This is a genomic window from Pseudomonas sp. HP_12 (assembly GCF_055283955.1).
This window is the reverse complement of sequence record NZ_JBTOQG010000005.1, coordinates 1-23,378: the sequence shown is the minus strand read 5'-3', so window position 1 is coordinate 23,378 and position 23,378 is coordinate 1. Positions and strand designations below refer to the sequence as shown.

The 23,378-nt window shown below is 62.4% G+C and carries 24 protein-coding genes; 2 read left to right on the top strand and 22 right to left on the bottom strand.

Annotated elements, in window-relative coordinates; all coding sequences use genetic code 11:
* Positions 1-174: 174 nt before the first annotated feature.
* From ACYASU_RS05495 to ccmA, 7 genes are all read right to left on the bottom strand, one after another.
* A complete protein-coding gene (locus tag ACYASU_RS05495) occupies positions 175-711 on the bottom strand; it encodes a DsbE family thiol:disulfide interchange protein (RefSeq protein ID WP_463582183.1) in 537 nt (178 codons plus the stop codon).
* Positions 708-2,681, bottom strand: a complete 1,974-nt coding sequence (locus ACYASU_RS05490) for a heme lyase CcmF/NrfE family subunit (protein ID WP_463582182.1) — start codon at positions 2,679-2,681, stop codon at positions 708-710. The genes ACYASU_RS05495 and ACYASU_RS05490 overlap by 4 nt, the downstream gene beginning before the upstream one ends.
* 3 nt (positions 2,682-2,684) lie before the next feature.
* Positions 2,685-3,158 carry a cytochrome c maturation protein CcmE gene (gene ccmE / locus ACYASU_RS05485; RefSeq protein ID WP_282372849.1) on the bottom strand — a complete coding sequence of 158 codons (474 nt, stop codon included), beginning with the start codon at positions 3,156-3,158 and terminating at the stop codon, positions 2,685-2,687.
* Complete coding sequence (gene ccmD, locus ACYASU_RS05480) at positions 3,155-3,331, bottom strand: heme exporter protein CcmD (RefSeq protein ID WP_122536811.1); 177 nt, start codon at positions 3,329-3,331, stop codon at positions 3,155-3,157. The genes ccmE and ccmD overlap by 4 nt, the downstream gene beginning before the upstream one ends.
* Positions 3,328-4,107, bottom strand: a complete 780-nt coding sequence (locus ACYASU_RS05475) for a heme ABC transporter permease (protein ID WP_463582271.1) — start codon at positions 4,105-4,107, stop codon at positions 3,328-3,330. Before ACYASU_RS05475 ends, ccmD begins: the two co-directional genes overlap by 4 nt.
* Positions 4,108-4,287: 180 nt before the next feature.
* Positions 4,288-4,959: a heme exporter protein CcmB gene (gene ccmB, locus ACYASU_RS05470; RefSeq protein WP_192174168.1), complete on the bottom strand. Its 672-nt coding sequence runs from the start codon at positions 4,957-4,959 to the stop codon at positions 4,288-4,290.
* A complete protein-coding gene (gene ccmA / locus ACYASU_RS05465; protein ID WP_192174167.1) occupies positions 4,956-5,591 on the bottom strand; it encodes a cytochrome c biogenesis heme-transporting ATPase CcmA in 636 nt (211 codons plus the stop codon). The genes ccmB and ccmA overlap by 4 nt, the downstream gene beginning before the upstream one ends.
* 161 nt (positions 5,592-5,752) lie before the next feature.
* Here ccmA and fliK point away from each other — a divergent pair, with 161 nt between their 5' ends.
* A complete protein-coding gene (fliK, locus tag ACYASU_RS05460; protein WP_463582181.1) occupies positions 5,753-7,384 on the top strand; it encodes a flagellar hook-length control protein FliK in 1,632 nt (543 codons plus the stop codon).
* A complete protein-coding gene (locus ACYASU_RS05455; protein ID WP_282372855.1) occupies positions 7,384-7,704 on the top strand; it encodes an EscU/YscU/HrcU family type III secretion system export apparatus switch protein in 321 nt (106 codons plus the stop codon). Before fliK ends, ACYASU_RS05455 begins: the two co-directional genes overlap by 1 nt.
* A 437-nt stretch (positions 7,705-8,141) precedes the next feature.
* On the opposite strand, the gene ACYASU_RS05450 is transcribed toward ACYASU_RS05455, so the two are convergent.
* The 15 genes from ACYASU_RS05450 to ACYASU_RS05380 all read right to left on the bottom strand — a co-directional run.
* Positions 8,142-8,540: a DUF2802 domain-containing protein gene (locus ACYASU_RS05450; protein ID WP_192174163.1), complete on the bottom strand. Its 399-nt coding sequence runs from the start codon at positions 8,538-8,540 to the stop codon at positions 8,142-8,144.
* Positions 8,541-9,020: a chemotaxis protein CheW gene (locus ACYASU_RS05445; protein ID WP_065987319.1), complete on the bottom strand. Its 480-nt coding sequence runs from the start codon at positions 9,018-9,020 to the stop codon at positions 8,541-8,543.
* A gap of 73 nt (positions 9,021-9,093) precedes the next feature.
* Positions 9,094-10,050, bottom strand: a complete 957-nt coding sequence (locus tag ACYASU_RS05440; RefSeq protein WP_463582180.1) for a CheW domain-containing protein — start codon at positions 10,048-10,050, stop codon at positions 9,094-9,096.
* 112 nt (positions 10,051-10,162) lie between these two features.
* On the bottom strand, positions 10,163-10,951 hold the full coding sequence (locus tag ACYASU_RS05435; protein WP_192174161.1) for a ParA family protein: 789 nt from the start codon (positions 10,949-10,951) through the stop codon (positions 10,163-10,165).
* Between the two features lie 37 nt (positions 10,952-10,988).
* Positions 10,989-11,870 carry a flagellar motor protein MotD gene (gene motD / locus ACYASU_RS05430; RefSeq protein WP_369307588.1) on the bottom strand — a complete coding sequence of 294 codons (882 nt, stop codon included), beginning with the start codon at positions 11,868-11,870 and terminating at the stop codon, positions 10,989-10,991.
* 7 nt (positions 11,871-11,877) lie between these two features.
* The gene (locus tag ACYASU_RS05425) at positions 11,878-12,618 is read right to left on the bottom strand and encodes a flagellar motor protein (protein WP_133775877.1); all 741 of its coding nucleotides are present in this window, start codon (positions 12,616-12,618) and stop codon (positions 11,878-11,880) included.
* On the bottom strand, positions 12,618-13,790 hold the full coding sequence (locus ACYASU_RS05420) for a protein-glutamate methylesterase/protein-glutamine glutaminase (RefSeq protein ID WP_463582179.1): 1,173 nt from the start codon (positions 13,788-13,790) through the stop codon (positions 12,618-12,620). The genes ACYASU_RS05425 and ACYASU_RS05420 overlap by 1 nt, the downstream gene beginning before the upstream one ends.
* 259 nt (positions 13,791-14,049) lie before the next feature.
* On the bottom strand, positions 14,050-16,389 hold the full coding sequence (locus ACYASU_RS05415) for a chemotaxis protein CheA (RefSeq protein WP_463582178.1): 2,340 nt from the start codon (positions 16,387-16,389) through the stop codon (positions 14,050-14,052).
* A 144-nt stretch (positions 16,390-16,533) separates the two neighbouring features.
* Positions 16,534-17,322, bottom strand: coding sequence for a protein phosphatase CheZ (locus tag ACYASU_RS05410; RefSeq protein ID WP_192174157.1), 789 nt, complete (start codon positions 17,320-17,322; stop codon positions 16,534-16,536).
* A gap of 19 nt (positions 17,323-17,341) precedes the next feature.
* Entirely contained in the window at positions 17,342-17,716 is a 375-nt protein-coding gene (locus ACYASU_RS05405; protein ID WP_172612850.1) for a chemotaxis response regulator CheY, read from the bottom strand.
* A 241-nt stretch (positions 17,717-17,957) separates the two neighbouring features.
* Positions 17,958-18,701 carry an RNA polymerase sigma factor FliA gene (gene fliA, locus ACYASU_RS05400; protein WP_074892894.1) on the bottom strand — a complete coding sequence of 248 codons (744 nt, stop codon included), beginning with the start codon at positions 18,699-18,701 and terminating at the stop codon, positions 17,958-17,960.
* Positions 18,698-19,531: a flagellar synthesis regulator FleN gene (fleN, locus tag ACYASU_RS05395; protein ID WP_062385964.1), complete on the bottom strand. Its 834-nt coding sequence runs from the start codon at positions 19,529-19,531 to the stop codon at positions 18,698-18,700. The genes fliA and fleN overlap by 4 nt, the downstream gene beginning before the upstream one ends.
* A gap of 118 nt (positions 19,532-19,649) precedes the next feature.
* Entirely contained in the window at positions 19,650-20,993 is a 1,344-nt protein-coding gene (gene flhF, locus ACYASU_RS05390) for a flagellar biosynthesis protein FlhF (protein WP_192174156.1), read from the bottom strand.
* Positions 20,994-21,004: 11 nt separating this feature from the next.
* On the bottom strand, positions 21,005-23,134 hold the full coding sequence (gene flhA / locus ACYASU_RS05385) for a flagellar biosynthesis protein FlhA (protein ID WP_346626661.1): 2,130 nt from the start codon (positions 23,132-23,134) through the stop codon (positions 21,005-21,007).
* Between the two features lie 55 nt (positions 23,135-23,189).
* On the bottom strand, positions 23,190-23,378 hold a 189-nt coding region (locus ACYASU_RS05380), incomplete at its 5' end, for a hypothetical protein (RefSeq protein ID WP_463582177.1).

The following is a 23,378-nucleotide window of genomic DNA, read 5'->3' as shown; positions in this document are numbered from 1 at the left end:
CAGCAGGCACACCGCGCAAACCCTGTGGGAGCGAGCTTGCTCGCGAAGAGGCCCTTAAAGCCGCTACATCTCCTGCGCCTGAACCTACGCATTCGCGAGCAAGCTCGGCTCCCACATGGACGTCATCGTCGGGGGAAATGGAGTCTGGCATAACAGCCTTGTCATCAAGCAAGGTCATTGCTTACCCTCATCAACCAACCCCTGATACTGGCCCGCCAGCTTCTCGCGCCACACGGTCTCGTCAATCACGCCCACATGCTTGTAGCGAATGACGCCCTTGGCATCGATCAAAAAAGTCTCCGGCGCGCCATACACACCCAGGTTCAAACCCAGGCTGCCGGCTTCATCATTGATGTTCAGCTGATACGGATCGTGAAAATCCTTGAGCCACTTCTGCGCATCGGCATTCACATCCTTGTAATTGACCCCATAAATCACCACGCCCTGCTGCGCGAGTTTTGTCAGCACCGGGTGCTCGTCGCGGCAGGCCACGCACCAGGTGCCCCAGACATTGACCAGCGCCGGTTTGCCCAGCAAGTCGGCGCGGGTCAGCGGCTTGCCGTCCTGCACCGCAGGCAAGCTGAATTCAGGGAATGGCTTGCCGATCAGCGCCGACGGCAATTCCGACGGATCCAGGTACAAGCCGCGGTACAGCAACCCCGCCATGCCAAGAAACAGCACCAGCGGCAGCAGCAACATCCAGCGCTTCATACCGCCGCTCCCGTCATGCCCAGTGCGTCCCGCACTTTCGCGCGGACTTTGACGCGATAACGTTTGTCCAGCGCCGCCAGCAACCCGCCCAAGGCGGTGATCAGGCCGCCGAACCAGATCCAGCGCACGAACGGCTTGACGTGCACGCGCACCGCCCACGCGCCGTTCTCCAGCGGTTCGCCCAGCGCCACGTACAGATCGCGAGTGAAACCGGCGTCGATGCCGGCCTCGGTCATCATCGAACGCTGCACGGTGTACAGGCGCTTTTCCGGGTGCAGCACAGTGATTTCCTGGCCGTCCTCCAGCACGCGAAGGGTGCCGCGATCAGAGGTGAAGTTCGGGCCCTGGTAATGCTGGGCGCCCTCGAACACGAACATATAGCCGCCCAGCTCCACCGATTCTCCGGGTGCCATGCGCAGGTCACGTTCGGCGCTGTTCTGGCTGGACAGCACCACGCCCAGGGCCAGCACCGCGATGCCGAGGTGCGCCACTTGCATGCCCCAGTAACTGCGGGTCAGCGAGCGCATCCCTCTGAGCAGGCCTTTGTGCCGCGTCTTGTCGAACAGGTCGCGCACCCCGGCCAGCAACACCCAGGCCGCGAGCAGGCAGGTGGCAAGCACCGCCCAGTGGAAGTCGGCCATGGCAAAACCGGCGATCACTGCCAGAACCGCGCTGCCGACCAATACCGGCGCGAGCATGCTCAGCAGCCACTTGACCGGCGTGTCCTTCCAGCGCACCAGCACGCCCACGGCCATGACGGCCATGAGCAAGCCCATCAGTGGCACGAACAGCGCATTGAAATACGGCGGGCCGACGGACATCTTCGCCCCGCTCAACGCATCCAGCACCAGCGGGTACAGCGTGCCGAGCAGAATCATCGACGCCGCCACCACCAGCACCAGGTTATTGCCCAGCAGCAAGGTTTCCCGCGACCACAGGCCGAAGCCGACATGGCTTTTCACCACCGGCGCGCGGATGGCGAACAGGGTCAGTGAGCCGCCGACCACCATCAACAGGAAGATCAGGATGAACACGCCACGGGCCGGGTCGGAAGCGAAGGCATGCACCGAGGTCAGCACGCCCGAACGAACGAGGAAGGTGCCGAGCAGGCTCAGTGAAAACGCCGCGATGGCCAGCAGCACGGTCCAGCTCTTGAACACGCCGCGCTTTTCGGTGACCGCGAGGGAGTGGATCAGCGCCGTGCCCACCAGCCACGGCATGAATGAGGCGTTTTCCACCGGATCCCAGAACCACCAGCCGCCCCAGCCGAGCTCGTAATAGGCCCACCACGAACCGAGGGTGATGCCGATGCCGAGGAAGGCCCACGCCACGATGGTCCAGGGCCGCGACCAGCGCGCCCACGCCGCATCAAGGCGACCGCCGAGCAAGGCGGCGATGGCAAAGGCGAATGCCACGGAAAAACCGACGTAACCCATGTACAGCATCGGCGGGTGGACGATCAGGCCGATGTCCTGCAGCAACGGATTGAGGTCGCGCCCGTCCTGGGGAATCTGCGGCAGGATGCGGCTGAACGGGTTGGAGGTGAGGATCAGAAACAACAGAAAGCCGATGCTGATCATGCCCATCACCGCCAACACGCGGGCGAGCATGACCTGGGGCAACTGCCGGGAAAAGATCGACACGGCGAAGGTCCAGCCGCCGAGGATCAGCGCCCAGAGCAGCAACGAGCCTTCGTGTGCGCCCCAGACGGCGCTGAATTTGTAGTACCACGGCAGCGCGCTGTTGGAGTTTTCGGCGACGTAGGCCACGGAAAAGTCGTCGACCATGAACGAATGGGTCAGGCAGCCGAAGGCAAACACCAGAAAGGCAAACTGCCCCCCCGCGGCGGGCTGGGCGAGGCTCATCCACAGACGGTCGCCGCGCCAGGCGCCCAGCAGCGGCACGATGGCCTGCACAAGGGCGAAGCACAGGGCCAAAATCATGGCCAGATGGCCGAGTTCGGGAATCATCGTTTACCCCTGTTTGTCCGGGAGAGCGGCGGGCGTGGCGGCGGGCGCGGGCTGGCCGCTGTCTTTCAGCGCTTTCGCGACTTCCGGCGGCATGTATTTTTCGTCGTGTTTGGCCAGCACTTCATCGGCAACGACCACGCCGTCGCCATTGAGCTTGCCGAGGGCGACGATGCCCTGACCTTCGCGGAACAGGTCCGGCAGGATGCCGCGATAGGTGATGGGCACCGACTTGTTGAAATCGGTGACGGCAAAGGTGACGTCCAGGGAATCCGACGAGCGCTGCAGAGAGCCCTGAACGACCATGCCACCGGCGCGAATCCGTGTGTCACGGGGCGCTTCGCCGCTGGCGATCTGGGTCGGGGTGTAGAACAGGTTGATATTTTCCTTCAGCGCGCTGAGTGCAAGGCTGACCGCAATGCCGACCCCGGCGAGAATCGCCACGATGATCAACAGGCGCTTTTTTCGCAGCGGATTCACGTGATGCTCTCCCGGCGCAGACGACGCGCCTCTTGTTGCAGGTAACGCCGACGCGCGACAACCGGTGCCAGGACGTTGATCGCCAGCACGGTGAAACAGATGCCATAGGCCGACCAGACGTAAAGCCCGTGCTTGCCCATGGCGAGAAAATCGCTGAAAGACTCGAAGCTCATCGTTCGGCTCCGTTGCTCGGAGGCGCTGGGTGGCCAAGGTGCTTCATCAATATCTCCTTGACCCAACCGGCCCGGGCCTCGCGCTTGAGCACTTCCAGACGCATGCGCAGCAGCAGCACCGCCCCGAAAAAGCAGTAAAACCCGAGCACGGTGAACAGCAGCGGCAACCACATTTCAGCGGGCATGGCCGGCTTTTCGGTCAAGCTGAAGGTCGCGCCCTGGTGCAAGGTGCTCCACCATTCCACCGAATACTTGATGATCGGGATGTTGATCACGCCGACGATGGCCAGCACGGCGCAGGCCCTGGCGGCGCTGTCGCGGTTGGTGATGGCGTTGCCCAGCGCGATCAGGCCGAAATACAGAAACAGCAAAATAAGCATCGACGTCAGCCGCGCATCCCAGACCCACCACGAGCCCCATGTCGGCTTGCCCCAGATCGCGCCGGTGACCAGCGCCAGGGCGGTCATCCACGCACCGATGGGCGCTGCGCATTGCAGGGCGACATCGGCCATCTTCATCTTCCAGACCAGCCCGACCACCCCGCACACGGCCATCATCACGTAGCAGGACTGGGCCAGCATCGCCGCCGGCACGTGGATATAAATGATGCGAAAGCTGTTGCCTTGCTGGTAGTCGGGCGGCGCGAACGCCAGGCCCCAGACCACGCCGATGCCGATCAACAGGGCCGCAGCGATGCTCAGCCACGGCAGCAGACGACCGCTGATGCCGTAAAACCATTTGGGCGAACCGAGTTTGTGGAACCAGGCCCAACTCATGCCGCCTTTAGCCTTGGCGCTTGTGTTCATCTCGCTGCCTTTTCATCACGGTGCTTTTCATCACGGTGCGTGTTATCACAGTGCGTCTCAGCCAGAGGCGCTGTCAGGGCAAGGCGCTTCTTATGGCTGAAGCGTCCGGGACCTGCCGACGGAAAAACTGTCCGCTCGGTCAGGGTGCGATTATTCGCCAACGCTGATCTTCAAACCAGCGGCAATTGCAAAGGGCGTCAGGGTTACCGCCAGTGCGGTCAGGCTGCCAAGCCAAAGCAGATAACCGGTCGCGGGCATGCCCTCAAGTGCAGCCTGCAGGGCGCCGCTACCGAGAATCAGCACCGGGATGTACAGCGGCAGAATCAACAACGCCAGCAGCAAACCGCCGCGCTTGAGCCCTACGGTCAAGGCCGCACCCACCGCGCCGAGCAGGCTCAGCACCGGCGTGCCCAGCAGCAGCGACAGCAGCAACACCGGCAAACACGCAGTGGGCAGGCCCAGCATCAGCGCCAGCAGCGGCGACAGCAACACCAGCGCCAGCCCGGAAAACGCCCAGTGCGCCAGCACTTTGGCCAGCACCAGCAGCTCCAGCGGCTGCGACGACAGCACCCACTGTTCGAGGGAGCCGTCTTCGAAATCGCTGCGGAACAGGCCGTCCAGCGACAGCAACACGGACAGCAGCGCCGCCACCCACACCAACCCTGGCGACAGGCGCTGCAGCAGTTGCGTGTCAGGGCCGACGGCCAGGGGAAACAGCGCGATGACGATTGCGAAGAACACCAGCGGGTTAAGCAGCTCGGCCGGGCGCCGAAACAGCAGGCGCGCTTCCCGGGCGATCAGCAGGGTAAACACCTGACTCATGCCGCCCACTGCCCCAGGTCTAGATCGCGATAACCTGCGGGTGTGCGGCTCAGCGTGTGGTGCGTGGTCAGCACCACGGCGCCGCCGTTTTCACAGTGAGCCGTTAGGTGCGCTTCGAGTTGCGCGACGCCCTGTTTGTCCAGCGCGGTGAAGGGTTCGTCGAGCATCCACAGGCCGGGGCCGGGCAAATACAGGCGGGCCAGTGCGACGCGGCGGCGCTGGCCGGCCGACAGGGTGTGACACGGCACGTCTTCAAAGCCGCGCAGGCCGACCGCTTCGAGGGCGCGCCAGATGTCGGCGGCGTCCACGGGCGTGTGAAGCGCGCAGAGCCAGGCGAGGTTTTCCAGGGGGGTGAGTAAATCTTTGATGCCGGCAGCGTGGCCGATCCACAGCAGGTGGCGAGTCAGTTCAGCGCGTTGACTGGCGAGGGGTTTGCCGTCCAGCAGCACGCTGCCGGCGGTGGGCTGCATCAGCCCGCACAACAGGCGCAGCAGGCTGGTCTTGCCGCTGCCGTTGGGGCCGCTGATCTGCACCATATCACCCGCGCTCAACCGCAATTCGAGATGCTCGAACAGCAGGCGCCAGTCACGCTCGCAAGTCAGCGCCACGGCTTCAAGAACGGGGATCGGCATGGGGACCTTCTTTTCGGTGGCAGCGGCACGGCGGTTCAAGTCGGGATCATGACGGCCGTTATACTGATGCAGCTTAACGGTGGACCGCCGACGCAGTCGGTGCCGGATTATACATACCCGGCCCCGCCACTCAGAGCGCAAATTTACCGAGTCGGGATCTGATGACAGGCGATATACCCAATCTTTCTCCAGTAGCAGCGGCCACGGCCTTGCTGCGCGCAGGCTTACCGGCGGGCGAAGTGCTCAAGCTGATGGAGCCGCGCGAAGGGCTGTTGACCTCGGGTCAGGTGGCCAGCGCTGAAGTGGTGAGTCTCAAGCAACTGGGGCAGGACTTTCAGCTGTTGCTCAAACTGACCATGGACAACGGCCGGCAAACCACCCTGCCCGTCAGCAGTTCGCTGCCGCTGACGCCCGGCACCAGCGTCAACGTCGCCCAGGGATCTGCCGACACCCTGACCATCAGCGTGCTGGACCTGCAGAAAGCCGTCACCAACAGCCTCACCAGCATCGACACGCGGCAACTGCCCGCTGGCACGCTGCTGCAAGGCAAAGTGCTGACCACTCAGGTCGCCGCGCAAAATGTCGCGCAGCTGGCGGGGCAATCCCTCGGGCAATCCTCAGCCAGCGCGCAGCCAGCCAATTACCGTTCCATCGTCATCCTGCTCAACACGGCCCTGGCCGGCACCAGCCTGACCGTCGACAGCCCGCAGCCGCTGCGGGTCGGCAGTCTGCTCAGCGCCCAGGTGCAGAACAGTCAGGCGCTGAATTTCGTCGCCCTGCCCAATCGTCTGGACGAACTGGCCCTGGCGCAGCAGCTGTCGACCCAGCAAAGCCGTCAGGGCTCGCTGCAGGGCCTGATCACGGCGTTGCAAAACATGCCGCCGCCGGCTGCCGATGGCGACGATCTTTCGCCTTCGCTGCGGGCCAGCATCGAGCAACTGCTGGCCGATCTGCCGGATATTCCGCAGATGAGCACCGCCAAGGGCGTCGCCCAGGCGCTGAATGCCAGCGGGCTGTTCATGGAGTCACGCTTGCTCGCCGGACAGAACCCGACGCTGGTGCCGGACATGAAAGCCAACCTGCTGCGGCTGGTCACACAACTCCTGCCGGGGCTGCCGGGCAACGTCAGTTATGACGCTGCTGCCGCCGGCAATACCCTGGCGCGGGCCATGCCCAGCGTGTTGCGCAGCGCCTTCGGCACCCTGGGGCTGGTGGCGCCGCCGAGCGATACGATCAACTTTCCATTACCACCGCGCACCCTCGGCCATCCGGAGAGCAAGGACGATCTGGAGATGCTGTTGAAACTGGCGGCAGGGGCGATTTCGCGCCTGCAGAGCCATCAACTGGGCGGCCTGGAGCAGACCCGCACCAATGCCGACGGCACCCAGGTGACCACGTGGCAGCTGGAGATTCCGATGCGCAACGCCCACGACATCGTGCCGTTGCAAGTCAAGGTTCAGCGCGAGGAAACGCCTGAGCGCGACGAGCATTCCGACACGCCAGTGCAGGAAGCCAAGGAGCGAGAAAAGCTCTGGCGAGTCGAGCTGGCGTTTGATCTGGAACCCCTCGGCCCGTTGCAGGTGCAGGCGCAACTGATTGCCGGCAGCATCGCCAGCCAGTTGTGGGCGGAACGTGAAGGCAGCGCCGAGTTGATTTCCAGCGAGCTGGATAATCTGCGTGCGCGGTTGGTGGCGTGCGGCCTGAACGTCAAGGAACTGGAGTGCAACCGAGGCGTGCCGCCCCAGGGCCCACGGACCGTGCTCGAACAACGCTGGATCGACGAGAACGCCTGATGAGCAAACCCGAACAGACCCCGCGTCAGGCCATTGCCCTGAGCTACGACGGCCACCAGGCCCCGACGCTGACGGCCAAGGGCGATGACAGCCTGGCGGAAGCCATTCTGGCGATCGCCCGGGAGTACAAGGTTCCGATCTACGAAAACGCCGAACTGGTAAAAATGCTCGCCCGTCTCGAACTGGGCGACAGCATCCCCCAGGAGCTGTACCTGACCATCGCCGAAATCATCGCGTTTGCCTGGCACCTGAAAGGCAAGTTTCCGGTGGGCTTCGACCCGAATGCCGGGCCGGTGGAGCGGGATATCACGCCGCGTTGAGGTAGGCATGGCGCCTGAACGGACGCCTTCCCGAGCAAGGTGGAGCGCCACCCCGGTCGCTCCCACGGGAGGGTGATTCGGCTCGGGATTTGCGGTTGTTGCAGGACCTGTGGGAGTGAGCTTGCTCACGAAGAGGCCGGGACATTCAGCCACTTTCTCGGGGGCTGAAAGTAAGCCTTCGCGAGCAAGCTCGACTCCCACGGGAGGGTGATTCGGCTCGGAATTTCCGGTTGTTGCAGGACCTGTTGGAGTGACCGGGGTGGCGCTCCACCTTGCTCTCGAAGAAGCCGGTACATCCGCTGAAAATCCAGCGGTTGAAAGCCCCTGTTCGCGAGCAAGCTCACTCCTACCGTTCCTTTATCGGCAGATAATTCCGCGGTGTCGTCATGGTGGGTGAGATTGAGCGTGCACGCGAGCAGCGACGACAGCCCCCTCACCTACCGATTATGACCATGCACCTTGGTCATCAACTGCGCTTCGGCCTGGGTCAGGCCGCAGGACTGGGTGAGTTCGTCGATGCTGGCGCCCATGCCGACCAGGCGGGCGGCCTGGGCGAAGGACAGGGTCGAGGGATCGCGCTGCTCGAGAGCAGTGATCTTGTCCGGCAACAGCGCGATGATGGAACGCAACTCGTGCAGTTCCTCGCCCATTCTCACCGTTCCGCTCTGGTAATTTTCCAGGCGCCGGGCCAGCTCGCGGATGCGCTGGTCACGCAGCGAATCCGCCTCCAGCTGCTGCGTGGCCAGGGTGCGCAGGCGCTTGGTGTGGGCCATGAACATCACGACGCTCACGACCCACAACACCGCCAGAAAAATAACCGCCACATCGAGAATCAATCAGATGTTCTCCAGCTCGGACCACTCTTCCTCGGACATCATTTTGTCCAGTTCCACAAGGATTAGCAGTTCGCCGTTCTTGTTGCAGACGCCCTGGATGAACTTGGCGGATTCGTCGTTGCCCACGTTCGGCGCGGTTTCGACTTCCGACTGACGCAGGTAAACCACTTCAGCCACGCTATCGACCAGGATCCCGACCACTTGCTTGTCGGCCTCGATGATCACGATACGCGTGTTGTCGCTGACTTCAACCGGCGGCAGACCAAAGCGCTGACGGGTGTCGATGACAGTGACGACGTTACCGCGCAGGTTGATGATCCCCAGCACGTAGCTTGGCGCGCCCGGGACCGGAGCGATCTCGGTGTAGCGCAGCACTTCCTGAACCTGCATCACGTTGATGCCATACGACTCGTTGTCCAGGCGGAAGGTGACCCATTGCAGAATCGGATCTTCGGAACCCTGTGCTGACGACTTCTTCATACCCCTAACCCCTTGCGTGTTGTGCCGTGCGGTCGACGTTTCGTACGCCGGCCTGTGTTGATCTGATGATGTTTTATTGATGCGTCTTCATCTGCTTGACCGCGCCACTGGCAATCAGCTCGGCCAGCTCGGAAACGTCCAGCAGCGCACACATGTGCTCGATCACCGTCCCGGCAAGCCAGGGTCGCTGACCACGATGGGTGCGCCATTTGATTTCATTGGGGTCCAGGCGCAACGAGCGGCTGACCTGATGCACCGCCAGCCCCCATTCATAGCCCTGAACCGAAATAACGTATTGCAGGCCCTGACGGAAATCGTCGCGGTACCGGTCCGGCATGATCCAGCGCGCCGTGTCGAGCACCTTCAGGTTGCCCGCCTGGCTCGGCAGAATCCCGAGAAACCAGTCCGGCTGACCGAACAGCGGCGTCAAGTCATGACCCGCCAGCGGATAAATCGAACCCAGGCACACCAGCGGCACCGCGAGGGTCAGACCGGCGACGTCGAACAACAGACATTCGAACGGCTCGGCCGCCCAGGCCGGGCGTTCATCGCCAGTGGGCGGCGGCGTCGGTGTGCGCTGGGCAGACAGATGCACGTCAACCACCGGCTCGACCAGCGCCGTTGGCGGTTCTTCCACCACCAGAGCCTCAACCACAGGCGCTTCAACGACCGGCTCGATCACCGGCACGATGGCGGGCGGCAGAATCACCGGTGGCATATCGACCGGACGTTCCATAACCCGCGCGGCGGCCGGTTCAGGCTGAGCCGTATAGGCGAGCGAGACCGGCGCAGGCCGGCTCACGGGAGCAGGCTGCGACGCCGGCAACGCAGGGGGCAGCGCAGCAGCCACCGCTGCGGCAACGGCAGAACGCATGCGTGCGTCGTGGGCCTGCTCTTCGAGAACGGCCGCTTGAAATTCATCGACGGACTCGACGACCTCCAGCTCCTCGGTCGCGTCATGCAGCAACGCGTCCAGGTAGTTCTGCAGCGCCAGTTGTGGTCGTGAAGCGATGTCCAGGGGGCGGTTCATACGGGAGCCCGAAAAGTAGTGATGCGATTGCCGCCTGATACAGCTATCGGCTGCATAGCCGATGGACTTGAGCGTGCAGGCGCGCCGCTCGGCAAATAATGATCAGCGGACACTAGGCGACCTGCCCGACAAGCTGTTCGGTGAGCATGTGCTTGAGCAACGCGCGGTAAGCCAGCACGCCACGGCTCTTGTTGTCGAACTGCGAGGGGGTCACACCGGCGCGGCTGGCGTCCCGCAACCGGGTGTCCACCGGAATGAACGCATTCCAGACGTGCTCCGGGTAACTGTCGCGCAGCAGCTTGAGGGTGCTCATCGACGCCTGGGTGCGACGGTCGAACAGCGTCGGCACGATGGTGTACGGCAGCGGCACCTTGCGCGAGCGGTTGATCATCGCCAGCGTGTTGACCATGCGCTCCAGGCCCTTCACCGCGAGGAATTCGGTCTGCACCGGGATCGCCAGTTGCTGGCTGGCCGCCAGCGCGTTGACCATCAACACGCCGAGCAACGGCGGGCTGTCGATGATCGCGTAATCAAAGTCCTGCCACAGCTGCGCCAGACTCCTGGCAATCACCAGCCCCAGCCCGCTCTGCCCCGGCGACTGGCGCTCAAGGGTGGCCAGCGCGGTGCTCGACGGCAGCAGGGAAATGCGTTTGTCACTGGTGGGCAGCAGCAGTTGGCCCGGCAAACCGTCCGGCACCACGCCCTTGTTGAGGAACAGGTCGAAGCTGCTGTGCTCCAGCGTATCGGGATCTTGCCCGAAATAGCTGGTCATCGAGCCGTGGGGATCGAGGTCCACCACGACCACGCGCTTGCCCGCCTCTGCCAGCAAGCCGGCTAAAGCGATGGAGGTGGTGGTCTTGCCGACCCCGCCTTTCTGATTGGCTACTGCCCAGACTCTCATGTACTCGTTTTCCCCCCGACCAAAGCGACGACCGGGTTTAAGGGGCAGATGACGAAGATTTGACGCCTTGCGGCGGCTTGGCCGGGACCGGTGCAGTTTGTGTGCCAGCACGACGCAGCGCCGCATCGGGTTTTGCGTTGGCCGTAGTGCCCGAGCCGGTGAGGCTGCGGCGCACGTCCAGGTTGCGCGAGATCACCAGCACCACGCGGCGGTTGCGCGCGCGGCCATCGGCGGTGGCATTCGAGGTCAGCGGCTGGAACTCGCCGTAGCCGACCGAGGCCAGCCGCGCCGGGTTGATCCCGTCCATGGCCAGCATGCGCACGATGCTCGACGAGCGCGCCGACGACAGCTCCCAGTTGGTTGGGAACTGCCCGGTGTTGATCGGCTGGTTGTCGGTGAAGCCTTCGACGTGTACGGGGTTGTCGAACGGCTTGATGATCTTCGCAACCTTGTCGATCAGGTCAAACGCCTGGTTGCTCGGCATCGCGTCGCCGCTGCCGAACAGCAGGCTGGAATTGAGTTCGATCTCGATCCACAGCTCATTGCCGCGCACAGTCATCTGTTTGGAAGCGATCAGGTCGCCGAACGCCGCGTTGACGTCATCGGCAATGGATTTGAGCGGGTCGTCTGCAGCCTGGCCCAGCGCGGCGTCGGTCTGCTCGCTGTCCTGAACCAGCGGATCGGCGGGTCGCACGGTCTGCGGCTTCTGCTCGCCGATGGGGATCGGTTTGACGCTGCGCTCGGGCTCGTTGAACACCCCGACCAGCGCCTCGGACAGCACTTTGTATTTGCCTTCGTTCAGCGACGAGATGGAATACATGACCACGAAGAAAGCGAACAGCAAGGTGATGAAGTCCGCGTAGGACACCAGCCAGCGTTCGTGGTTTTCATGCTCTTCCTGGCGACGTCGGCGGGCCATCAGTCCATCACTCCATGAAGCCTTGCAGCTTCAGTTCGATCGAGCGCGGGTTCTCGCCTTCGGCAATCGATAGCAGGCCTTCGAGGAGCATCTCCCGGTAGCGCGATTGGCGGATCGCCACGGCCTTGAGCTTGTTGGCCACCGGCAGAAGAATCAGGTTGGCAGAGGCAACGCCATAAATGGTCGCGACGAACGCCACGGCGATGCCGCTGCCCAGTTGATTGGGATCGGCCAGGTTGCCCATCACATGGATCAGGCCCATGACGGCACCGATGATGCCGACCGTTGGCGCGTAACCGCCCATGCTTTCGTAGACCTTTGCGGCCTGAATGTCGCGGCTTTCCTGGGTGATGAAATCCACTTCCAGAATGCCGCGAATGGCCGCCGGTTCAGCGCCGTCGACCAGCAGCTGAAGGCCTTTGCGCGAATAGGCATCGGGCTCCGAATCCGCCACGGCTTCGAGGCCGAGCAAGCCCTCTTTGCGCGCGGTGAGGCTCCAGGACACGACGCGATCAATGCCGCCGGCCAGATCAATGCGTGGTGGAAACAGAATCCAGATGAAGATCTGCATCGCCCGCTTGAACGCGCTCATGGGCGTCTGCAGCAGGCAGGCCGCCAGCGTACCACCGAGCACGATCAGCGCGGCCGGGCCGTTGAGCAAGGCGCCCAGGTGCCCGCCTTCGAGGAAGTTGCCGCCGATGATCGCGACGAACGCCAGAATGATCCCTATGAGCGTCAAGACATCCATCAGCTGCAGGCCTCCACCAGGTGGCGCCCGATGTCGTCGAGGCTGTAAATGGCGTCGGCCAGTTCGGCTTTGACGATCGCCATGGGCATGCCGTAGATCACGCAGCTGGCTTCGTCCTGAGCCCAGATCTGGCTGCCGCTCTGCTTGAGCAGACGCGCGCCTTCACGGCCGTCGGCGCCCATCCCGGTGAGGACGACCGCGAGGACTTTGTCGCTGTAGGATTTTGCCGCCGAGCCAAAGGTGATGTCGACGCAGGGCTTGTAGTTCAGGCGTTCATCGCCCGGCAGGATTTTAACCGCGCCGCGACCATCGACCATCATCTGTTTGCCGCCCGGGGCCAGCAGTGCCAGACCGGGGCGCAGGATGTCACCGTCCTCGGCTTCCTTGACGCTGATGCGGCACAGCTTGTCGAGGCGCTCGGCGAAGGCTTTGGTGAACGCGGCCGGCATGTGCTGGATCAGCACGATGGGCGCCGGAAAGTTGGCCGGCAGTTGGGTCAGTACGCGCTGCAAGGCCACCGGACCGCCGGTAGACGTGCCGATCGCCACCAGTTTGTAGGCTTTGCGCTTGGGCGCAGCCGACGTCGGCGCGTGGTGATGGGACGCCGCTGCAGGCTGCTGCGACGCCGGCGCGGCTGAACGCGCAGGCGCAGGGGCTGGCGCCGGACGCGATGGTCGCGCTTCGGCAGCCGTGCTGCGCGGTGCAGCGGGCGCAGCAGACGGCGCGGGCGCCGAGGTGGCAGAAGGCGTGCTGCCGTAACCGCTGAAACGACGATTGCTGCGCGAGATGCTGTGCACTTTCTCGCATAACATCTGTTTGACCTTCTCGGGGTTGCGCGAGATGTCTTCGAAATTCTTGGGCAGGAAATCCACCGCCCCGGCGTCCAGCGCATCGAGTGTGACTCGGGCGCCTTCGTGGGTCAGGGAGGAGAACATCAACACCGGGGTCGGGCAACGCTGCATGATGTGACGGACCGCGGTAATGCCATCCATCATCGGCATTTCGTAGTCCATGGTGATCACGTCGGGCTTGAGGGCCAGGGCTTGGTCAATGGCTTCCTTGCCATCGGTGGCGGTACCGACCACCTGGATCGTGGGATCCGAAGAGAGAATTTCCGAGACACGACGTCGGAAAAAACCCGAATCGTCCACGACGAGAACCTTGACTGCCATAAACACTCCAAAGAGCGCGCGTCACCCTGAGGGGCCGCACGCCCTGAATCACGTAGCTTGGGTCACATTGGCAAAACGAGACAGGCCAGTGGGACCGGTTTTCGCGCTTAAAACGAGACCGGGTCTGTTTGTAGGACCGGCTTTAGCCGGGAAGGCGTCGAGTGTCACACCGAAAATCCACAGTGTTTTCGCCGCCCTATTCCCGGCTGAAGCCGGTCCCACCAAAAATCGAAAGCCGCCCTACCGAAGCCGATCCTGCTTAACCAATCCGTCGGGCCGCATAGCGCTTGAGCATGCTCGGGACATCGAGAATCAGTGCGATACGGCCGTCACCGGTGATGGTCGCGCCCGACATGCCTGGCGTGCCTTGCAGCATTTTGCCCAGCGGCTTGATCACCACTTCTTCCTGGCCGACCAACTGATCCACCACGAATCCGATGCGTTGCGTGCCTACCGACAGAATCACCACGTGGCCTTCGCGCTGCTCCTCGTGAGCCGCCGAGCTGATCAGCCAGCGCTTGAGGTAGAACAACGGCAGCGCCTTGTCGCGCACGATCACCACTTCCTGACCGTCGACGACGTTGGTGGTCGACAGGTCCAGGTGGAAGATCTCGTTGACGTTGACCAGCGGGAACGCGAAGGCCTGGTTGCCCAGCATGACCATCAGCGTCGGCATGATCGCCAGGGTCAGCGGCACCTTGATGATGATCTTCGAGCCCAGGCCTTTGGTGGAATTGATGCTGATAGAGCCGTTGAGCTGGGCGATCTTGGTTTTCACCACGTCCATGCCCACGCCACGCCCGGACACATCGGAAATCTCGGTCTTGGTCGAGAAGCCCGGCGCGAAGATCAGGTTGTAGCAGTCGGTGTCGCTGAGGCGATCCGCTGCATCCTTGTCCATCACGCCACGCTTGACCGCGATGGCACGCAGGACCGCAGGGTCCATGCCTTTGCCGTCATCGGAAATCGACAGCAGGATGTGATCGCCTTCCTGTTCGGCGGCCAGAATCACACGACCGTTCCGGGACTTGCCCGACGCCTCGCGCTCTTCCGGCGACTCGATACCGTGATCGACCGCGTTACGCACCAAGTGGACGAGCGGGTCGGCCAGGGCCTCGACGAGGTTCTTGTCCAGGTCGGTTTCTTCACCCACCAGTTCAAGGCTGATTTCTTTCTTCAACTGACGCGCCAGATCGCGAACCAGTCGCGGGAAGCGACCGAACACTTTCTTGATCGGCTGCATGCGGGTCTTCATGACCGCGGTCTGCAGGTCAGCGGTGACCACGTCCAGGTTGGACACGGCCTTGGACATGGCTTCATCGGCGCTGTTGGCACCCAGGCGGACCAGGCGGTTACGCACCAGCACCAGTTCGCCGACCATGTTCATGATTTCATCCAGCCGCGCGGTGTCGACGCGCACGGTGGTTTCCGCTTCAGACGGCGGTTTTTCGCTAGGCGCCGGAGCAGCAGCGCGAGCTGGTGCCGGTGCAGCAGCCGGTGCAGCTTTGGCCGGCGCTGCAGCAGCAGGCGTCGCTTTGGCCGGTTCGGCTTTGGCGGGCTCGGGCTTCTTGGTCGGTGCCGCTGCGGCCGGCGCTGCAGCTGCACCGGCAGCCACGGCAGGTTCGAACTTGCCTTTGCCGTGCAACTGATCCAGCAGGTCTTCGAATTCGTTGTCGGTGATCTCGTCCGACGCAGCGGCTTTCGACGCAGCGGAGGGCGCAACCGGAGCGGCAGGTGCAGCGGCAGCAGGTGCCGCAGCGCCAGGAGCCGCAGCGCCGACGGCGTCCGGCGAGAACGAGCCTTTGCCGTGCAACTGATCCAGCAGCGACTCGAATTCGTCGTCAGTGATTTCGTCACTGGCCGGTGCGGCAGACGGCGTCACAGCCGCTGGCGGTTGCACCGCATCAACGGCGAACTGGCCTTTGCCATGCAGCTGATCGAGGAGTGATTCGAATTCGGCGTCAGTGATTTCATCGCTGGCCGCAGTGCCAGCCGGCGCAGCGGGAGCCGCTGCCGCCGGCGCTGCTGCAACGGGTGCCGGGGCGACAGGCGCAGACGGAGCCGGTGCAGGCGCACCTGCCGCTTGCGCCTTGACGGCGTTCAGCGAATCCAGGAGCTGTTCGAATTCCAGATCGGTAATGTCTTCGGACGGCGCTTCAGCGACCGGCTCTTCAACCACCACCGGTGCCGCAGCGATTTCTTCTGCCGAGGCAGGCTCGGCCAGGCGTGCCAGTGCGGCCAGCAATTCAGGCGTGGCCGGGGTGACGGCAGAGCGCTCGCGCACCTGACCGAACATGCTGTTGACGGTGTCGAGTGCTTCGAGCACCACGTCCATGAGCTCCGAGTCGACGCGACGTTCACCCTTGCGCAGGATGTCGAACACGTTCTCGGCGATGTGACAGCATTCAACCAGCTCGTTGAGCTGGAGGAAGCCGGCGCCCCCTTTTACAGTGTGAAAACCGCGAAAAATTGCATTGAGCAGGTCCGCATCGTCAGGCCGGCTTTCCAGCTCGACCAACTGCTCTGACAACAGCTCGAGAATCTCGCCGGCCTCTACCAGAAAATCCTGAAGGATTTCTTCATCGGCGCCGAAGCTCATTGGGGGGTGCTCCTAAAATTAACCGTCAAACCGATCCGGAGGCTGCACTGACGGCCTGCGCGCATTGCTTTCGTCGAAGCATTGGCGCGCGGGTCCAGCAGCCACTTTCACAGAAAACCTGAAGTCCGAGACAGAATGACCGAATCAGAATCCGAGGCTGGATAGCAGATCGTCAACATCATCCTGTCCGGATACAACGTCTTCACGTTTATCGGCATGAATCTGCGGACCTTCACCCTTGGAGTGAAGTTTTTCTTGTTCTTTTTGCTGACGGAACATTTCCTGGTCGTGCTCGATGCCCGCGAAGCGGTCCACCTGGCTCGCCATGAGCACCAGCTTGAGCAGATTGCGCTCGACTTCCGTGACCAGCGTGGTCACGCGCTTGATCACCTGACCGGTGAGGTCCTGGTAATCCTGAGCCAGCAGAATGTCGTTCAAGTGCGCAGAGACCTCGGTGGTCTCCTTCTCGCTGCGGGTCAGGAACACATCGACGCGGCGGGCCAGATCACGAAACTCTTCGGCGCTGATCTCGCGGCGCATGAAGCGTCCCCAATCGGCGCTCAACGACTTGGCGTCTTCAGTGAGCCCGTGCATCAACGGCGTGCTCAGCTCTACCAGATCCATGGTCCGGTTCGCCGCGTTTTCAGTCAGCCTGACGACGTACGACAGCCGCTCGGTGGCGTCGGTGATCTGGGAGACCTCCTCGGCCTGCGGCATGTTCGGGTCGATCTGGAAGTTGACGATCGCGCTGTGCAGCTCGCGCGTCAGTTTGCCGACTTCCTGATACAGGCCGCGGTCGCGGGTCTGGTTAAGCTCATGGATCAGTTGCACGGCATCGCCGAACTTGCCTTTTTCAAGGCTCGCGACCAGCTCTTGTGCGTGTTTCTTCAGAGTTGACTCAAAGTCACCCATTGTCGAATCTTTGGAATCCATAGCGCCCTCGCAGCGGACATCAGCTATTGACGCGCTCGAATATCTTTTCGATTTTTTCTTTGAGCACTTGCGCGGTGAACGGCTTCACCACGTAGCCGTTCACACCGGCCTGAGCGGCTTCGATGATCTGCTCGCGCTTGGCTTCGGCAGTGACCATCAGCACCGGCAGGCTGCGCAGACGCTCGTCGGCACGCACCTGACGCAACAGGTCGATGCCGGACATGCCCGGCATGTTCCAGTCAGTGACGAGGAAGTCAAAAGCGCCGCTTTGCAGCATCGGCAATGCGGTGAGTCCGTCATCTGCTTCGGCCGTGTTGGTGAACCCAAGGTCACGCAACAGGTTTTTTATGATCCGCCGCATCGTTGAGAAGTCATCAACGATGAGGATTTTCATGTTCTTGTCCAATTCGACCTCCAAGCAGTCTTTAACGCGTTCAGCACCTGAACGCGCGTTCAATCAATACCGGCTGTGCCGAACATCAAGAGGGGGTGGAATCGACCGGAACAAGCGCAGCGAAACCGGATCATCTACGACCCGGTTCGACCGACTCCTGCCGTGTCTCATTTGCTTCCCGCTCACGTCTTGCACAGCCGGTCTTACACGCAACACGCAGGCCTCACGGCCTGCGCCTGATTCACGAACGTGCGCGCCACTCGCCAAGACGACCGCGCAACCGCGCCGCGCATTGACTGTGCAGCTGGCTGACCCGCGACTCGCTGACCCCCAGGACCTCACCGATTTCCTTGAGGTTCAGCTCTTCGTCGTAGTACAGCGACAACACCAGGCGTTCACGTTCGGGCAAGTTGGCAATGGCCTCGGCCAGCGCAGCCTGAAAGCGCTCGTCTTCCAGATCCCGCGACGGTTCGAGGGACTGGCTCGCGCCGTCCTCGTGCAGCCCTTCGTGTTCGCCGTCCTGCAACAGATCGTCGAAGCTGAACAGGCGGCTGCCCAGGGTATCGTTCAAAATCCCGTAGTAATCGTCGAGACTCATTTCAAGTTCGGCAGCAACCTCGTGATCTTTAGCGTCACGGCCGGTTTTTGCTTCGATTGCACGAATCGCGTCACTGACCATGCGCGTGTTGCGGTGGACCGAACGCGGCGCCCAGTCCCCCTTGCGCACTTCGTCGAGCATCGCACCACGGATACGAATACCCGCGTACGTCTCGAAGCTGGCCCCTTTCGTGGAGTCGTATTTGGTCGAGACTTCGAGCAAGCCAATCATGCCCGCCTGGATCAAATCCTCGACCTGCACGCTGGCCGGCAGACGCGCCAGCAAGTGGTAGGCGATTCGTTTGACCAGCGGGGCATAACGCTCGATCAGCTCATACTGGGAGTCTTTGGACGATTTGCTGTACATGCGATAGCCACTTGCTGTCATGAGACGGGCCCTGCGCTGGTTTGATGCACGAGGCGTTCTACGAAAAATTCCAGGTGGCCGCGCGGGTTCGCCGGGAGCGGCCAGGTGTCGACTTTCTGCGCGATGGCCTTGAACGCCAGGGCACATTTGGAACGCGGAAACGCTTCGTACACGGCGCGCTGTTTCTGCACGGCCTTGCGTACGCATTCGTCGTACGGCACGGCGCCCACATACTGCAGGGCCACGTCGAGAAAACGGTCGGTGACTTTGGTCAGCTTGGCGAAGAGGTTGCGCCCTTCCTGCGGGCTCTGGGCCATGTTGGCCAGGACGCGGAAGCGGTTCATGCCGTAATCGCGGTTGAGCAGTTTGATCAGGGCATAGGCGTCGGTGATCGATGTGGGTTCGTCGCACACCACCAGCAGCACTTCCTGGGCCGCGCGGACGAAGCTCACCACCGATTCGCCGATGCCGGCGGCGGTATCGATGACCAGCACATCGAGGTTGTCGCCAATGTCACTGAACGCCTGAATCAGCCCGGCATGCTGCGCCGGGGTCAGGTGGACCATGCTCTGGGTGCCCGATGCCGCCGGCACGATGCGTACACCGCCCGGGCCTTGCAGCAAGACATCGCGCAGCTCGCACCGCCCTTCGATGACATCAGCCAGGGTGCGTTTGGGGGTCAGACCCAACAATACGTCGACGTTGGCCAGACCCAGATCGGCGTCCAGCAGCATGACGCGACGTCCCAGCTCGGCCAGTGCCAGTGAAAGATTCACTGAAACGTTGGTCTTGCCTACGCCACCTTTGCCACCGGTCACCGCGATAACCTGTACGGGATGCATGCTGCCCATGTTAATTGTTTACCTTGTCTTGCTTAGACCTAAGCCACATGTCGGGCTGCACGTTCAGTGTCTGAACAATGCCTGGCAGACCATCGATGCAGGAAAATTCCACTGTCATTTTCTTCACCTAGCCCGCGCGCTTGCCGGTGCTGTGATAAAGATCCGCAAACATATCCGCCATCGCTTCCTCGCTCGGCTCCTCCTGCATCTGCACGCTGACAGCCCGGCTCACCAATTGGTGCCGACGCGGCAAATGCAGATCATCCGGTATCCGTGGGCCATCGGTGAGATAGGCCACAGGCAGTTCGTGTGTCACGGCCAGGCTGAGCACTTCGCCCAGGCTGGCCGTTTCGTCGAGCTTGGTCAGGATGCACCCGGCCAGGCCGCAACGTTTGTAACTGTGATAAGCCGCTGACAGCACCTGCTTCTGGCTGGTTGTCGCCAGCACCAGGTAGTTGCGCGCCTTGATGCCACGCCCGGCGAGGGTTTCCAGTTGCAGACGCAGGGCCGGATCGCTGGCTTGCAGGCCGGCGGTGTCGATCAACACCACGCGCTTGCGCAACAGCGGCTCCAGCGCCTGTGCCAGGGACTGGCCCGGGTCGACGTGGGTGACCGGTACATTGAGGATCCGGCCCAGGGTTTTCAGTTGCTCCTGAGCGCCAATGCGGAAACTGTCCATGCTCACCAGCGCGATATTTTGCGCGCCGTATTTCAACACATATCGGGCCGCCAGTTTAGCCAGCGTGGTGGTTTTGCCCATGCCGGCAGGACCGACCATGGCAATCACACCGCCCTCTTCCAGTGGCTCGACGTCCGGCGTGGCAATCATGCGGGCCAGATGGGCCAGCAGCATGCGCCAGGTGTGAGCCTGATCGTTGGAGTCCGGGACCATCGCCAGCAAGTCGCGGGACAGCGGGCCGGAAAGGCCAACCCGTTGCAGACGGCGCCACAGATTGGCCTGTTGCGGACGGCCGTCTCGCAGCTGGTTCCAGGCCAGCGAGCCTAGCTGGACTTCCAGCAGTTCGCGCAGGCCGTTCAATTCGGAACGCATCGCTTCGTAGGCGCGGTCGCCAACGCCCGGCTCGGCGTTGCGCTCGGCGCGTTCGGCGGCCACTGCGGCGTGGACGGACGGGCGAAACGGTTCTTCCAGCGTCGGTTCGATCTGCTTGCTGTCATCCATCGCAAGGCCGGCGAACAACTGACGGTTGGCGACAGTGTCCAGCTCGCTGCGGTGGGTCAGCTCAGCCTGAGCAGTGACGATGAGCGACTGAGTCTTGCGCAGCTCGTCTTCGAGTTCGATGTTCGGTACACGCGGGGCCAGCGCAGACAGCTTGTAGTCCAGGGCGGCGGTCAGTTCCACGCCGCCAGCGATCCGCCGGTTGCCGATGATGGCGGCTTCAGCGCCCAGCTCATCGCGAACCAGTTTCATGGCTTGTCGCATATCGGCGGCGAAAAAACGCTTAACTTGCATGACTCACTACCTCAGCCGTTAGGCCCGACAGTCGCTACGATGGTGACTTGCTTATTGTCAGGAATTTCCTGGTAAGCCAAAACATGCATATTCGGTACAGCCAACCGTCCAAAGCGGGACAACATGGCGCGAACCGGACCTGCGACCAACAAAATAACCGGCTGCCCCTGCATCTCCTGACGCTGCGCCGCTTCGATCAACGAGCGCTGAAGTTTCTCAGCCATGCTCGGTTCGAGGAGAACGCCTTCTTCCTGACCCTGACCTGCCTTCTGCAGACTATTTAGCAATATCTGTTCCAACCTTGGCTCAAGGGTGATCACAGGCAGCTCCGGCTCAATGCCGACAATGCTTTGGACGATTGCGCGGGACAATCCGACCCGTACGGCAGCCACCAGCGCGGCAGTATCTTGACTACGCGCAGCGTTGTTGGCGATGGCTTCGGCGATGGAGCGGATATCGCGAACCGGCACCTGTTCGGCAAGCAGCGCCTGCAGCACCTTCAGCAGGGCCGACAGCGACAGCACGCCCGGGACCAGTTCTTCCGCCAGTTTTGGCGATCCCTTGGCCAGCAGGGTCATCAATTGCTGGACTTCCTCGTGGCCGATCAATTCATGAGAGTGCTTGTAGAGAATCTGGTTCAAGTGAGTCGCCACCACGGTGCTGGCGTCCACCACGGTGTAACCGAGGGATTGCGCCTGGGCACGCTGGCTGATTTCGATCCACACGGCCTCCAGGCCAAACGCCGGGTCTTTGGCAGTGATGCCGTTGAGGCTGCCAAACACCTGACCGGGGTTGATCGCCAGTTCGCGGTCCGGGTAGATCTCGGCTTCGGCCAGGGTCACGCCCATCAGGGTCAGGCGATAGGCGCTGGGCGCCAGGTCGAGGTTGTCGCGGATGTGCACGGTAGGCATGAGAAAGCCCAGCTCCTGGGAGAGCTTCTTGCGCACGCCCTTGATACGCGCCAGCAATTGACCACCCTGGTTGCGGTCCACCAGCGGAATCAGGCGGTAGCCGACTTCCAGGCCAATCATGTCGATCGGGGTCACGTCGTCCCAGCCCAGTTCCTTGGATTCCTGCGCGCGGGTCGGCGATGGCAGCAGCTCTTGCTGACGCTTGACCTCTTGCACGGCAGCCAGCTTGACCTGGTTCTCTTTCTTCCACAGCAGGTAGGCGCCGCCGGCAGCCACCAGACCGAGGCTGATGAAGGAGAAGTGCGGCATGCCCGGGACCAGGCCCATGACGATCATGATGCCGGCGGATACGGCGAGCGCCTTGTGGGAGGCAAACATCTGCCGACCGACCAGCTTGCCCATTTCTTCCGAACCGGAAGCACGGGTCACCATGATCGCGGCGGCGGTGGACAGCAGCAGGGATGGCAATTGCGCCACCAAACCGTCACCGATGGTCAGCAGCGCGTAGACCTTGCCGGCGTCGCCGAAGCTCATGCCGTGTTGCAGGATGCCCACCAGCATGCCGCCGATGAGGTTGATGAAGAGGATCAGCAGGCCGGCGATGGCGTCGCCGCGGACGAATTTGCTGGCACCGTCCATGGAGCCGTAGAACTCGGCTTCCTGGGCGACTTCAAGACGACGACGCTTGGCTTCGGGCTGGTCGATGAGGCCGGCGTTGAGGTCGGCGTCGATGGCCATCTGTTTGCCGGGCATGGCGTCGAGGGTGAAGCGCGCGCTCACTTCGGAGATCCGGCCGGCACCTTTGGTGACGACGACGAAGTTGATGATCATGAGGATGGCGAAGACGACGATACCGACGACGTAGTTGCCGCCGATGACGACTTCACCGAACGCCTGGATGACTTTACCGGCGGCGGCGTGGCCGTCCTGGCCGTGGAGCATGACGACGCGGGTGGAGGCGACGTTGAGGGCCAGTCGCAACAGGGTGGCGACGAGGAGGATGGTCGGGAATACGGAGAAGTCGAGGGGCCGCAGGGCATAGATACAGACGAGCAGGACGACGATGGACAGGGCGATGTTGAAGGTGAAGAAGACGTCCAGCAGGAACGGCGGCATGGGCAGCATCATCATGGCGAGCATGACGAGGAGCAGCAGCGGGACGCCAAGTTGTCCACGGCCCAGGCCGATCAATCCGGTTCTGGCATGGGAGATGAGTTGTGAGCGTTCCACCGATGGGCACCTGCGCGTTAAATCAATCTTTTGACGCCGAAGCGTTGTATCGGGGTTATTGCAAGAAGGGGTCCAACATTTGGGATTGGGTGAAAATATCAGAGTGCCAGTATTTAGATTTGTGTTCGTCCGAGGGGGTGTCAGAAATTTTGTGTTCGGGCATAACATGAGTAAGAGGTGCATGTATGCCAACCAAAAAGAAACCTGCGTTACGCGAGCTACCCAAAATCCCTAAAGAGCTGCT